This window comes from Alcanivorax sp., assembly GCF_014762765.1.
Lineage (GTDB): Bacteria > Pseudomonadota > Gammaproteobacteria > Pseudomonadales > Alcanivoracaceae > Alcanivorax.
On record NZ_JABURH010000164.1, the window covers coordinates 1 to 13,947 of the forward strand.

The 13,947-nt window shown below is 60.1% G+C and carries 13 protein-coding genes; 10 read left to right on the plus strand and 3 right to left on the minus strand.

What is annotated here, in order from left to right:
- Window positions 1–179 precede the first annotated feature (179 nt).
- From HUJ17_RS12055 to HUJ17_RS12070, 4 genes are all read left to right on the plus strand, one after another.
- The gene (locus tag HUJ17_RS12055) at window positions 180–1,232 is read left to right on the plus strand and encodes a Glu/Leu/Phe/Val dehydrogenase dimerization domain-containing protein (RefSeq protein WP_290510922.1); all 1,053 of its coding nucleotides are present in this window, start codon (window positions 180–182) and stop codon (window positions 1,230–1,232) included.
- A 9-nt stretch (window positions 1,233–1,241) separates the two neighbouring features.
- Window positions 1,242–2,303 carry a pyruvate dehydrogenase (acetyl-transferring) E1 component subunit alpha gene (gene pdhA, locus HUJ17_RS12060; protein WP_290510923.1) on the plus strand — a complete coding sequence of 354 codons (1,062 nt, stop codon included), beginning with the start codon at window positions 1,242–1,244 and terminating at the stop codon, window positions 2,301–2,303.
- Window positions 2,296–3,303: an alpha-ketoacid dehydrogenase subunit beta gene (locus tag HUJ17_RS12065; protein ID WP_290510924.1), complete on the plus strand. Its 1,008-nt coding sequence runs from the start codon at window positions 2,296–2,298 to the stop codon at window positions 3,301–3,303. The genes pdhA and HUJ17_RS12065 overlap by 8 nt, the downstream gene beginning before the upstream one ends.
- Before the next feature lie 178 nt (window positions 3,304–3,481).
- Window positions 3,482–4,585, plus strand: a complete 1,104-nt coding sequence (locus HUJ17_RS12070; protein WP_290510925.1) for a dihydrolipoamide acetyltransferase family protein — start codon at window positions 3,482–3,484, stop codon at window positions 4,583–4,585.
- 158 nt (window positions 4,586–4,743) lie between these two features.
- Here HUJ17_RS12070 and HUJ17_RS12075 read toward each other — a convergent pair whose 3' ends face one another.
- Window positions 4,744–5,466: a YebC/PmpR family DNA-binding transcriptional regulator gene (locus HUJ17_RS12075; RefSeq protein ID WP_290510926.1), complete on the minus strand. Its 723-nt coding sequence runs from the start codon at window positions 5,464–5,466 to the stop codon at window positions 4,744–4,746.
- Window positions 5,467–5,569: 103 nt separating this feature from the next.
- The gene (locus tag HUJ17_RS12080) at window positions 5,570–6,478 is read right to left on the minus strand and encodes an oxidoreductase (protein WP_290510927.1); all 909 of its coding nucleotides are present in this window, start codon (window positions 6,476–6,478) and stop codon (window positions 5,570–5,572) included.
- Window positions 6,479–6,750: 272 nt separating this feature from the next.
- Between HUJ17_RS12080 and HUJ17_RS12085 the strand changes: the two genes are divergently transcribed.
- From HUJ17_RS12085 to HUJ17_RS12110, 6 genes are all read left to right on the plus strand, one after another.
- On the plus strand, window positions 6,751–7,605 hold the full coding sequence (locus HUJ17_RS12085) for an SDR family NAD(P)-dependent oxidoreductase (protein ID WP_290510928.1): 855 nt from the start codon (window positions 6,751–6,753) through the stop codon (window positions 7,603–7,605).
- A gap of 156 nt (window positions 7,606–7,761) precedes the next feature.
- On the plus strand, window positions 7,762–9,297 hold the full coding sequence (locus HUJ17_RS12090; RefSeq protein ID WP_290510929.1) for a glutamate synthase-related protein: 1,536 nt from the start codon (window positions 7,762–7,764) through the stop codon (window positions 9,295–9,297).
- A gap of 392 nt (window positions 9,298–9,689) precedes the next feature.
- Window positions 9,690–10,646, plus strand: a complete 957-nt coding sequence (locus HUJ17_RS12095; protein ID WP_290510930.1) for a hypothetical protein — start codon at window positions 9,690–9,692, stop codon at window positions 10,644–10,646.
- 4 nt (window positions 10,647–10,650) lie between these two features.
- Window positions 10,651–11,202 (plus strand): ATP-binding protein, encoded by a 552-nt coding sequence (locus HUJ17_RS12100; RefSeq protein ID WP_290510931.1) that lies wholly within the window; start codon window positions 10,651–10,653, stop codon window positions 11,200–11,202.
- A complete protein-coding gene (locus tag HUJ17_RS12105; RefSeq protein WP_290510932.1) occupies window positions 11,199–11,609 on the plus strand; it encodes a roadblock/LC7 domain-containing protein in 411 nt (136 codons plus the stop codon). The genes HUJ17_RS12100 and HUJ17_RS12105 overlap by 4 nt, the downstream gene beginning before the upstream one ends.
- 44 nt (window positions 11,610–11,653) lie before the next feature.
- The gene (locus tag HUJ17_RS12110; RefSeq protein ID WP_290510933.1) at window positions 11,654–12,013 is read left to right on the plus strand and encodes a hypothetical protein; all 360 of its coding nucleotides are present in this window, start codon (window positions 11,654–11,656) and stop codon (window positions 12,011–12,013) included.
- A 197-nt stretch (window positions 12,014–12,210) separates the two neighbouring features.
- Here HUJ17_RS12110 and HUJ17_RS12115 read toward each other — a convergent pair.
- The coding region (locus HUJ17_RS12115) for a hypothetical protein (RefSeq protein ID WP_290510934.1) at window positions 12,211–13,947 on the minus strand (1,737 nt) is incomplete at its 5' end.

Genomic DNA, 13,947 nt, shown 5'->3' on the forward strand with positions numbered 1-13,947 from the left:
CGACGCCCCTACCGTCTGTTGTTATTCCCCCTCCCCATAAAACCGCCTGTCAGAAATAACAGATCCGTACAGGCACACCGCCGTTTCCCGCGCTAAAGTAAATTCAAGGGCCCTACCCGGCCCCAGACAATACGATCCCGAACGGGCCTACCCGCCCCACCGGGAAAGGAGCCGTTGCCATGTTCGCTACCCTCGAACAGACCGACGTCGCCGAACTCCACCAATTCCGGGATCCGGCAACCGGTCTGCGCGCCCTGATCGCCCTGCACTCCACCCGACTGGGCCCTGCCCTCGGTGGCTGTCGCTGCCTTCCCTACCCCGATGAACACACCGCTCTCAATGATGTCTGCCGTCTGGCCCGTGGCATGAGCTACAAGGCCGCTCTGGCAGGCCTGCCGCTTGGCGGCGGCAAGGCAGTAATCATGGAGCCGGACAAACCCTACGACCGGACCGCCCTTTACCGTGCCTTCGGCGACGCCGTTAACCGCCTGGGCGGGCGCTATATCACCGCCATGGACGCCGGCACGGAAATCACCGATCTGGACCAGGTAGCAACCCAAACCCGCCATGTGTGGGGCTTTTCCGGCGACGGCATGGACCCGTCACCCTATACCGCCCTGGGCGTATTCGCCGCCCTGGATGCGGCTATCCGCCACCGCTTCCAGCGCCACGGCGCCAGGGGCCTGCACATCGCCATTCAGGGGCTCGGCCATGTGGGCAGCCAGCTCGCCCTGATGCTGGCTCGGGCCGGCGCCCGGCTGACTCTGGCGGATCTGGACCCGCGCCGGGCCCACCGGCTGGCTGATCGCCTGAACACCCGGTGGCTGCCTGCCGACAGCATCTACGATGTAGCCTGCGATATCTTCATGCCCTGCGCCCTGGGCGGCGTGCTGAATGCCGATACCATCCCCCGCCTGCAGTCAGGACTGATCGTGGGCGCCGCCAACAACCAGCTGGCCAGTGACGAAGACGCCCAGCGGCTGCGCGAGCATGACATCCTCTACACCCCGGATTACCTCAATAACGCCGGCGGCCTGATCGCCCTGGCAATGGGGCACCGGCAGGAAGAGCGCAGTGCTATCCGGCAAAAAGTCATCGGCATCGGCCGTACCCTCAGCCTGTTACTGGACGAGGCGGACCACAGAGATCTCAGCCCGGCACAAATGGCTGACCGGCAGGCAGAGCAGCGCCTTCACGATGACATCGGCAAGCACGCCTGGAAAGCTGCCTAGGAGGGAGCCATGTTCACTTCCACGCCCTATGACATGCACCACCGCCTGCCGGACCTGCCGGAGAACACGGACTGGCCACGGCTGGTGGACGGCTACCGCCACATGGCGCTGATTCGCACCTTCGACAAGAAGGCGGTGAACCTGCAACGCACTGGCAAACTGGGCACCTATGCCTCCTGCCTGGGCGCTGAAGCCATCGCCACAGCCGGCGGCATGGCCCTGCACGATGGTGATTACTTCGTGCCCTACTACCGGGACCACGCCACCCAGTACCTGCGTGGCGTCCCGCTGTATCAGATTCTTCAGTACTGGGGCGGCGACGAGCGCGGCAACGCCTTCCCGACAGACACTCCCGCCGCCCGCGATCTGCCCAACTGCGTGCCCATCGCCACCCAGCTCACCCAGGCCGCAGGCATCGCCACCAAGGCCAAACTGGGCCACGAACAGGCCGCCGTGCTCGCCACCTGCGGCGATGGCGCCACCTCACGGGGTGACTTCCACGAAGCCCTCAATGTGGCTGGCGTCTGGCAGCTGCCACTGGTAGTGATGGTCAACAACAATCAATGGGCCATCTCCGTACCACGCAGCCTGCAGACCGCCAGCGACACCATCGCCCAGAAAGCCGTGGCCGCAGGGATCGAAGGCTTCCAGGTGGACGGCAACGATCTGCCCGCCATGCTGGAAACGCTGGACTACGCTCTGGACAAGGCCCGGCATGGCAAGGGCGCCACCCTGATCGAAGCGGTGAGCTACCGACTCAGCGACCACACCACCGCCGACGACGCCGGCCGCTACCGCAAGGCCAGCGATCTGCACGCCGCCTGGCAGCGCGAACCGGTGGCACGGCTGCGTCAGACCCTGGCCGATGCCGGCCACTGGGATGCGGAGCAGGAAAAAAAGTGGCAGGCCGATTGCCAGCAACAGGTAGATAACGCGGTGGAGACTTACCTGAACCAGCCACCACAGGCCCCCACCGACATGCTCGACTACCTCTACGCCGAGCTGCCCGAGGCCCTCAAGGCACAACGGCAACACCTGCTACAACAACAACCGGGAGGCCACCATGCATAGCGCCCAACCACACCCGGACACCAGCGTACCGCTGAACCTGCTGGAAGCGGTCAACCAGGCCCTGCGCCACGCCATGGAAGCCGATGAAAACGTGGTGGTACTGGGCGAGGACATCGCCACCAACGGCGGCGTGTTCCGTGCCACCGAAGGCTTGAAAGAGACGTTTGGTTTCCGCCGGGTCATGGACACCCCGCTGGCGGAAAACCTGATCGCCGGGCTGGCAGTGGGCATGGCCAGCCAGGGCCTGAAACCCGTCGCCGAGATCCAGTTCATGGGCTTTATCTACGCCGCCCTGGAGCAGCTGATCAGCCACGCCGCCCGCCTGCGCAACCGCACCCGCGGTCGGCTGAGCTGTCCACTGGTGATCCGAGCGCCCTTCGGCGGCGGCATCCATGCCCCGGAACACCACAGTGAAAGCACCGAGGCCCTGTTCGCTCATATCCCAGGCCTGCGGGTGGTTATTCCCTCGTCACCGGCCCGGGCGTACGGTCTGCTGCGCGCTGCCATCGCCTGCCCGGACCCGGTGCTGTTTCTGGAACCGAAACGACTCTACCGCCTGCAACGGCTGCCAGTGGAACTGGAAGACGAGCCACTGCCCCTGGACCGCTGCTTTACCCTGCGTGCCGGGGAAGATGTGAGCCTGATCAGCTGGGGCGCCATGATTCACGAAACCCTGGCCGCCGCCGAGCAACTGGCAGCAGAAGACATCAAGGCGGAAGTGATCGACGTGGCCACCCTCAACCCGCTGGACCGGGACACTCTGATCGCCACCGCCAGCAAGACCGGCCGCGTGGTCATCGTCCACGAAGCCCCCCACAACGGCGGCTTCGGCGCCGAGATCGCCGCCACCCTGGCCAGCGATGCGCTCATGCACCTGCTCGCTCCCATAGAGCGCGTCACAGGCTACGACTGTCCCATGCCCTACTTCGCCATGGAGCAGCACTACATGCCGAGCGTGGAACGGATCGTGGCGGCGGCCAAGCGGACGTTGGAGTATTAACGTCAAAGGCGTTTTTTTACCACAGAGGGCACTGAGAGCACTGAGTGAAAACAAGGAAGTCGCTGCGATGTTATCGCGGGCAGAATGAAACGCTGAGAAGGTCGGTAACGGTTTTGATCTTTCTCGGTGAACTCTGTGCCCTCTGTGGTCAAAAATGGTTTTAAAAAGGGAGAATCCCATGCCCTACTTCACCCTGCCCGATCTGGGCGAAGGTTTGCAGGAAGCGGAAGTGGTCGAGTGGCACGTGAAGGAAGGTGACACCGTGAAGGTGGATGATCTGCTGCTCAGCGTGGAAACCGCCAAGGCCATTGTTGATATCCCTGCCCCCCAGGATGGCACCATCGCCACCCTGTTCGTAGCCAACGGTGATCTGGTGCATACCGGCGAACCGCTGCTGGCCTTTGCCGGCGACGAGGGCAGCGGCAGCCAGACCGTGGTGGGCAATTTGCAAAGCCGGGAGGATGCGGAAAATCCGGATAGTTTCGTGATTGGCGCCGTCCCTGACTCCCGTCCTTCAGGCGGCACCACTCCGGCCATACGCGCCCTGGCCCACCACCTGGGCGTCAACCTGGACCAGATCAAGGGCAGCGGCCCGGCGGGCAGCATTACCCTGGAGGATGTGCAGCAACAGGCTAATCTGAAACACAGCCACGGCGACAGCACGCCACTCAGGGGCGTGGCCCGCACGATGGCGAAAACCATGGCCAGCGCCGGGCAGCAAGTGGTGCCGGTGAGCCTGTTCGATCAGGTCAGCGTCAGCCACTGGCCGCAGGACACTGATATTACCCTGCGCCTGATCCGTGCCATCGTCGCCGGCTGCCGGGCAGAACCTGTGGCAAACGCCTGGTTCGATGGCGAACATCTGAGCATGCGGGTAGTGGAAAAAGTGGACCTGGGCATTGCGGTGGACACCCCGGACGGCCTGTTCGTACCCGTGCTGCGGGACGTGGCCAACCGGGAACCAGCGGACCTGCGCGAAGGGCTCAACCATCTGCGCCGGGATGTGGAACAGCGAAAAATCCCTGCGAAAGAACTGCAAGGCGCCACCCTCACCCTGAGCAACTTCGGCACCCTGGCCGGCCGTTACGCTACCCCGGTGGTGGTGCCTCCACAGGTAGCCATCGTCGGTGCCGGTAAACGCTTCATCCAGCCGGGCATTCATGATGGGAAGTTATTCGAGGATGTGCAGCTACCGGTGAGTGTCACCTTCGACCACCGCGCCCTGAACGGCGGCCAGGCAGCCCGCTTCCTGGCTGCCCTGCTCGCCGACCTGGCCCTATAGAGACAAAGACGTTTTTACCACAGAGGGCACAGAGAACACTGAGTAAAAACAGGAAAGACTCTGCATCGTTGTCGCGAGCAACCCGTTCGGTATCACCGGAAAATGGCTGTCTGGTCTTTTGCTCTGTGTCTCTGCGCCCTCTGTGGTAAAAAAATCGTTTATTCCGCCAGATCCACGTTGTGATACACGTTCTGCACATCGTCCAGATCGTTGAGCATGGCCAGGAATTTATCGAACAACTCCCGGTCATCGCCGCTCACCGTGGTATAGCTCTGCGGAATAAACTGGATCTCATCCACTTCGAAATCGATACCTTCAAAGGCACCGGTAAGCGCCTGACGGGCCTTCGCATATTCGGTGTTGGGGGTGAATACGGTGAGCATGCCGTCTTCGTTTTCGATATCGGTCACATCCACATCCGCTTCCATCAGTGCTTCCAGCACCGCCTCTTCGTCATCGTGACGGAAGACAAAAATAGCCGCGTGATCGAACATGTGGGCCACGGTGCCCTGGGTGCCGATCTTGCACTTGGTCTTGGTGAACGCCACGCGCACATCACCAAAGGTGCGGTTGGGGTTGTCGGTGAGACACTCGATAATCGCCATGCAGCCGCCAGGGCCATAGCCCTCGTAACGCGCCGGGGCAAAATCTTCGCCGCCACCGCCCTTTGCCTTGTCGATGGCTTTCTCGATCACATGACCGGGCACCTGATCCTTCTTGGCCCGGTCGATCAGACTGCGTAAGGCCAGGTTGGCGGATGGATCCAGGCCTCCGGCCTTGGCACACACATAGATCTCACGACCATAGCGGCTGTAAACCTTGGCCTTCATGTCCGAGGTTTTAGCCATGGATTCTTTACGGTTCTGATAGGCGCGGCCCATGGGATGCTTGCTCCGGAATTGATAGTCAGCCGGGGATTTTAGTGGAAAAGCGGGAAATTACCTATGCCCGGCGAACAACGCCGCGCAACACCAGACAGGCAGCCTAATCGTTCAGATAACACACCCCGGTCAGCCGCTCCGATTCCTGCCACAGCCGCTGCGCCACGGTTTTATTGTCGGTGATCTTGCGGGCAAAGGCCGGGGCCGGGTAGCCGCGCAATTCCATGATCCTGCCGTCCGGGCCGTAGTAGCCACCCGGCTTCACATCCGGGCTGGTGGCGGCCATGACGCCGGGCAGGCAACCCTTTTCCGCCGTCTGAGCCATGATGGTATTGAACAGGCCTCCCCCGGGCATGGTCTTCTGCAAATGGGTGGCAGAATAGCCCGGGTGGGCGGCATAGGCATGAACCTTCGAACCAGCCTTTTCCAGGCGACGATTCAGGTCTCTGGCGAAAATCAGGTTGGCCAGTTTGCTCTGACAGTAAAAGGCCCAACGGGAGTAGCTTTTTTCTGCGTTCAGGTTGCCCCACATCAGTTTGCCGCCACGGTGCGCAAGGCTTGATATCTGCACGATCCGGGGCGCATCCGCCGCCTCCAGCAGCTCAAGAAGCTGGCCGGTCAGGGCAAAATGCCCCAGATGGTTGGTACCAAACTGGATCTCGAAACCGTCTTTGGTCCGCTGCAAGGGTGGCGCCATCAGGCCGGCGTTGTTCAGCAGCACATCCAGCGTTGCAAAGCGCTGTTTTACCGCGTCGGCAAATGCCTTTACCGACGCCAGATCCGCCAGGTCCAGCGCCATGATCACCAGTCGGGCCTCAGGCACCACCGCCCTCACTTCAGCCGCCGCAACTTCTGCCTTTTCCACATTGCGACAGGCCATAATCACTTCCGCCCCCTTGCCGGCGAACAACTTGACCGCTTCCAGGCCAATTCCGCTGTTGGCACCGGTAACCAGAATGGTCTTGCCGGAAAGATCCGGCATCATCGCCGGGCGCCAGGTTGATTTACCCATAACCGCATCCTTTCAGGTTGTTGAGGTAACCGTGATTGTGCCGGGGACAGGAGATGAACACCCCTTCCTGCCGGGCCAATCGACAGGTGACAGGGCCCTCAGACATATCCCCCATCATTGCCTGCACTGTTTTTTTTACCGCCTTGCCACCGAATCACACAGGACCCTCACTGAGCAACAATGGTATGGTTCTGTCCTTATTTTGTCTGGCACGTCGCCTTTGATGCCATTTCACGGCTACCAGACACAACCACACCGAGGGAGAACAGCAAGTGGGCAAGAAGTATGACCTGAACGGCAAGGTGGCTCTCATTACCGGCGCCACCGGCGGCATTGGTGCCGCCAGCGCGCGTGCACTCTACCAACAAGGTGCCAGTCTGGTGCTGACGGATTTATCCCGACAGGCACTGGATAGCCTGGCTGCAGAATTCGATGCCCAGCGGGTTCTCGCCCTGCCCCTCGACGTCACCGATGCCGCCGCCTCGAAAGCCGTCGTTGAGCGAATCGTGGAACGCTTTGGCCGGCTGGATATCGCCTTTGCCAACGCCGGCATTGCCTGGCGAAACACCCCGGCGACTATCGCCAGCTGCGACGAAGCCGAGTTCGAGAAAATCATCGACGTGGACCTGTTCGGCGTCTGGCGCACCATTCGTGCGGCCCTGCCGGAAGTTCAGCGTAACCACGGCCAGATCGTTATCACCTCCTCAATCTATTCATTCGTCAACGGTATGGTGAATGCGCCTTACGCTGCTTCCAAGGCCGCGGTGGAAATGCTCGGCAGGGCCTTGCGGGCTGAGCTTGCCGGTACCGGTGCCAGCGCCAGTGTGCTCTATCCCGGCTGGACTGCGACGCCAATCGCCGACCTGGCCTTTGGTGGCCATGCCACTGCCTCTGAGCTGATTGAAAGTGCCTTCCCCGCCGTGCTGAGAAAACAGGTACAACCGGAAGAAATCGCCACCGCCCTGGTTGCCGGCCTGGCAACCCGCTCCGCGGCCATCATCGCCCCGGCACGCTGGAAGCCTCTGTCCATGCTGCGAGGTGTCATGAGCCCACTCAGCGATGCCCTGCTGGAGCGCAGTACGAAAATTCAGCGCCTGGTTCGTAACATCGAATCAAACCAGGCCTGATCCAACCGTCGGCCTTCCCTTCCCGTCAGAGGCCAGGGAAGGCCGTCAGCATCTTGCTCCTCTTCTGCCAATCACGCTGTTTCCGTAACGTTGACTCCCCGGTTATCACTGGCATGATCGAAGTATCCCAGCCCGCAGTGCCAGCCAGGAGTCACCATGTCCAAGCCTGTCATCGCCGATATCAAACCGCATAAAACCGAACTCAAACCCGGTGAAACCTACTACTTCTGCCGCTGCGGGCGCTCCGCCGACCAGCCCTTCTGCGATGGCTCCCATGCCGGTACCGATATCACCCCCCTCGGCTTCGAAGCCGACAAGGACGAAGGCTACCTGTGCATGTGCAAACACAGCGCCAACTTCCCCTACTGCGATGGCACCCACGCCCGGTTCAACAAGGATCAGGTGGGCGAAGAAGGCCCTGGTCCTGAAACGATTCCCCGCGATGGCATGCCCCGGCCCAAGGCCAGTGCGGAAGAGCCCAACGTGGAGCTAATCCACGATCTGGCGGAAAACGGCCTCGAAAAGGTGGGGCATCATGGCCCCATGACCGCCATGGGCGTCCCGAGAGACTGCCTGCCCAAATGGGATGACATCCAGATCATGGTGGCGCAGATGGCCACCCAGCCGCTGCTGGACGACCAGCCGGTGGGCACCGAACTGGTGATCGGCCCCGGGGCGGACAGACCTCTGACTCTGAAGATTCCCCTGATGGTCTCGGATATGAGCTTCGGTGCTCTTTCCGAAGAAGCGAAGGTATCTCTGGCACGAGGCGCGGAACTGGCCGGCACCGGCATCTGCTCGGGCGAGGGCGGTATGCTGCCGGAAGAACAAGCCGCCAACTCTCGCTATTTCTATGAATTGGCCAGCGCCATGTTTGGCTATACCGAGGACCATCTGAAGAAGGTGCAAGCGTTCCACTTTAAGGGCGGCCAAGGCGCCAAGACCGGTACCGGCGGTCACCTGCCCGCCAACAAAAATGTGGGCAAGATCTCCCAGGTGCGCCACATCCCCGAAGGGGAGCCGGCCATCTCCCCTGCCACCTTCCGGGAGCTGCACAGCAGCGATGATTTCAAACGCTTTGCCGACCGGGTGCGGGAAGTGTCCGGTGGCATCCCGGTGGGATTCAAACTCAGCGCCAACCACATTGAACGGGATATCCAGTTCGCCCTGGATGCCAGCGCCGACTACATCATCCTGGATGGCCGCGGCGGCGGCACCGGCGCCGCCCCGGCCATTTTTCGCGACCATATCAGCGTCCCCACCATTCCCGCCCTGGCCCGTGCCCGCCGCTACCTGGATGAAAAAGGCGCCAGCGGCAATGTCACCCTGATGATAACCGGCGGCCTGCGCATGCCCATGGATTTCGTCAAAGCCCTGGCGCTGGGTGCCGACGGTATCGCCCTGTCCAACAGCGCCATGCAGGCCATCGGTTGCGTCGGTGCCCGCATGTGCAACACCAATCAATGCCCCGCCGGCATCGCCACCCAGAACGAGGAACTGCGTAAACGCCTGGATGTGGATCACGCCGCCCAGCGCCTGAGCAATTTCTTCCACGCCGCCGTGGAACTGATGCAAGTCATGGCCCGCGCCTGCGGGCATGACCACCTGAATCAATTCACGCTGGATGACCTGGCGACCTTTGATCGGGATATGGCGGCGCTATCGGGAGTCAGTTACGGCGGAGTGAGATAGCGTCAGTGATGCCGTGCGTTTTATTTCCCGAACGGTTCGGGTATCGGCCATATCTTTCCAGCTGCCTGTAAGCCATCTCTTACAAGCCAGTCTTGCATTAGTAAAAATGTTGCTGGAAAACAATGACGGCAAGAAAAGCATGACGTTTACAGGCGCTTTACTGCTGCCTTAATGAGATTTTCCCCCTGACTGAAAACCGTTATCACCCTCGTTGATAGCTCTATTCAATTCATCCTGTTTTCTCTTCCGCCTGTCGCCCTGACTTTGACGGGATGCGCTGCCAGACCCCAATAATTGCACCATGGTTCACAAAAACATGGCCGATCAAAAGTGAGCAGGATCGCACACCGGCCGTGCCACAACCGGCTTGCGCCGGCTCAAGGAAGACAAGAATGCGTACTCAGCGCCTTGGTTTTGTGGGATTGGGGGACGACACGGTTAGCGCCTGTCTCTCCATGCTGAAAATCATCGACGGGCGTTCCTCGGTACATTGGGACCAGAGCGTCCCCGGTGAGGCAGATGTGTTGATGGTGGCCTGCGATCAGCAGGAACAGACCCATCAGGCAGATCTGTCCAACAAACCCTGCATCGTGGTGTATCCCACCACCCGAGACAGGCCTGCCTCCACCTTTACCCTGCCGCACCCGTTTCGGGTGATGCAGCTGCTTGATGTGCTGGATGAAGTGGTGCGCACGCTGACAACCAACGGCGACCCTGATCATCCAGGCGTCACCCCCGTCGAGCCCGCCAAACCAGGTTCAGAGGCAGATTTCTGCGCCTCTCTGTACCGGGTGATCACTACCAAAACCGAGCAACGCAGCGAGCTGTACTGCAGTAACAGCGAGGAAGGTCAGTTGCTGGTCAAACCCGCCAGCCACCGTTTTTATGCCCGTCCCGCCCTGCTTCATGCTCTCAATGCAGGCGCAGTAACACTATCGCAACTGGCACCTTATACCGATCCGGTGCCCGAAGGCATGGCCGCTCGCCCCCTGTTCGAGCTGGCCTGGCTCACCGGCGCCAATCACAGTGATGGCCTGCTGCCCTGGCTGGAACCGGACAGCCAATTCCAGTTGAGTCGCTGGCCCAGTGCAGCCGCCCTGAACAAGTCCCGCCCGCTGCTTTCCCTGTGTGCACTGATGACCCGGCGGGCCCTGGGACTGGCACAGTTACAGACCCTGTCGAAATGCGATAAGCAGACGCTCTATCACTTTCTCAACGCCTGTGAGATCAGCGGTCTACTGGTCAGTGAGCGGCGCACCACTGCGACGCAGCCGACACCTGTGCCGGTGGAGTCGCAACGTTTCGGGGGGCTGATACGCGGCCTCAGAACCCGCCTGGGATTGAGCTGACAGCATGACAAGTGACGAATTCAAGATCCTGTTCACCGGGCCCATGGGTGCGGGAAAAACCACCGCCATCGCCCAGCTGAGTGACGACGACTGCGTGTCCACCGATGTGGTGAATACAGACCTGGAACAGTGCAACAAGGAAATGACCACCGCGGGCCTGGATTACGGCTATATCAGCCTGGCCGATGGTTACGGGGTGCGGCTATATGGCACTCCCGGGCAAGAACGCTTCCGCTTCATGTGGCCGATTCTGGCCAACAATGCGGCGGGAGTCATTCTGCTGCTGAACGGTGAGCACCCGGATTTGAACGATCATCTGGGTATCTACGCCGATGCCTTTGCCAATGGTGGGGAAACGCCACTGGTGGTCGGCGTCGGTCGACTGCCCGCCAACGATTTCGGTCGGGTTGATCAGGTAACGGAACAGCTGGCAGCCATGGGCCTTTTTGTGCCGGTGATTTCCGTGGATGTGCGGGAAAAAGACGACGTACTGCTGCTGGTGGAAACCCTGCTCTGCCAGATCGAAGCCCACGAGATGGAACTGATGGAAATATGAAGAACAAAAACCCCCTCAGCCAGACAGCCACGGAGCTGGCACAGCAACAGTTGCAGGCATTGCGGTCATCCACCACCGGCATCACCTCTGCGGTGCTGTTGAGCAGTGACGGCTTTGAAGTGACCTCACTGGAAACGGACAAGGGCAAGGCCAGTCGACTTGCCGCCATGGGCAGCTCCCTGGCGGCAATCAGCTCGGCTATTGCCAAGGAGGCGGGCATCTCAGAATGCAGCCGCCTGATTGTGGAATCCGAGGAGGGCGTTGTGGCCGTCATGAAAGTGCCCAACAGCTCTCCTCCACTGGTATTGGCCGTGGTGGCCAATGACGCCTCCAGGCTCGGGCAACTGCTCTGGGGCGCCAAACACTGCTGTGCAGCGTTATCGCAAGAGTTAAAAGAAGTGAGCTAACTCCCTGCAACAAGGGAATAAAATATAAAATGAAGGAGTATGTTATGGGCAACGTTAATGAAAGTCTGAAGACCCTGCTGCAGGCCGATGGCGCAATGTGTGCTGCTATTGTGGATGCCAACAGTGGCATGATGCTGGGCCACGAAGGCACCGGTCTGGATCTGGAGCTGGCTGCCGCCGGCAACACCGAGGTGGTGCGTGCCAAGATGAAGACCATGAAATCCCTGGGGCTCAACGACAAGATCGAGGATATTCTGATTACTCTCGGTAGCCAGTATCACATCATTCGCCCGGTGGCGAGCAATGAGGGGCTGTTCATGTACCTGGTGCTGGACAAGGAAAAATCCAACCTGGCGCTGGCACGTCGCAACTGCCAGCAAGTGGAAACAACCCTCACGGTATAACGCTTATTCCCCGGAGCGGTCTCCACTACCGCCCCGGGTTTCCTGCTGATATTTTGCAACACAATGATGGGCCTGCTGGAAACTCAGGCCCACTCTCTTTGACCGTTATCTCGATCAATGAATAACTTGAGCGATGGATACCTCCCCTGTCATTCTCGGAACCGGCTATGGGCGCGGGAGGCCGCGCCCATAGTGGCTTAACGTCGCCGGACCTTGAGGGTCTTGAGGGATTCCTCGAAGGCTTCAAGGGTAAGTTTACTGAGTCTTTCCATTGCCTCACGGTTCTCGTCCACGGTTTTCATCAGCGCCTCAATGCCCTGGAAAACGCCCACCTGGATGGTTTGCTCAATTTCATCCGGCTTGAAGGCAATATCCACTTTCTTGCGGCCCCAGCTTTTCTCGATGAGTTTGTCCCGGTAAGGCAGCAGCTCGCGGATAACCCCGCCCATCACCGCCTGGGAAATCAGCTCTTCCGGTGGGCAGCTCCAGCACGGTTCTGGTATGGGAAAGGGTTTACGTGGGCGGAACAGGTCATGGATGGGACGGGGAATGAATTCCAACAACCAGTCCGTCACCAGGCAATCGCTGGTGGCGCGGCCGAGGATATCGATGGCCTGGCCACCCAGAGTGAAGATCGGGGTATCCAGGGTCAGCTCCTCGAATGAGGGATTGGCCAGTACCGTCCAGAAAGCACCGTAGTTGAGCATTTTCTGCTGCTCATGCTTCGGCGCCAGCCAGATGGCCACATTCTGGAAGTAGCGTTTAATCTTCTGGAAATCCTCGCTGTCAGATGCTTCCAGTTGGGCAATATTCATATCGAACCAGTGATGCCAGGTGGAATCCACCAGCACCCGGCCATGATCAATGCTGTGACCATTGTAAACACCGATGGCAGGAAAACGCCGCGCTGGCTGGTCCCCCTTTGCCAGGTTGTAAGGCGGGTCCGGCAAGGTGCTCACCCAGGCGATCGCTTCCGCTGTGGGTTGCTGACCATCCACAGTGGGGTATTCATCCTTGCTGTTATCGTGAAGACACTTGGCCGTAAAATCGATCAGGTCCTCGTGGATCACCAGGCCCTCGTGAGGATGATCCGGAAAGCGGTCGATCACGCCAAGAGAGCCGCCGCAGAGCACCGGATGGGGTCGGCGGCGACGCTGAAATACCAACCGTGACCAGACACTGTATTTCTTCCATTCCAGTGGCTGGGCGATCGCATCACGTTCTACCGAATTGGGAATCATGGCCGGGTTCGGTGTTTGTGACGCATCCTGGGACGCATTCTGGGGGCGATTGGTATCGTGACGGTCAGTGCCCGTGCGGTTAGGCACAGAACGCCCATCGTTATCGTCCTTGAGCCAGGCGCGCATGGTACCCACGCGGGGGATATTCCAGCACATGGCCGATCCCAGGAAGTTGTGATCGCCCATGGCCAGCACACCCCCGCCGTTATCCATCCACTCGGTCAGCACCGTCAGCTCCGCTGGCGTCGAACTGTATTCGCTGTCTTTCACCGACTGGTTATCGCCGTTGTCGTGGATATTGGGATTGATACCAAAACACCATAACTCGTCGTAACCATGAAGAATCGGGGTGCCGTCTTCCACACTGTGATAACGAAAATCCCGGTAACGGAAATCCCATTCCCCCGCACCATTGTCGATATCTACGGCGGTTGGGCTGTCATCGGTGCCGCGCAGGGCAAAGTCCACCTCGAAGTTAACGAAGCCGAAGCTTTCATTGCGCAGATAAGACACCACACGCCCCAGGCCGAATCCGCTTCCAGGTGGGCCAGGGCTGATGCCCGGTTCCAGTACGATCAGTATCCGCACCTTGGCGGGCCGGGGAAAAATCGGGCGAATATCGGGGATATAGCGGTCGATGATCAGATCGCTGGGGTCAAGATTGAGTTCAAAAGGCATAACTCCTCCATGAGT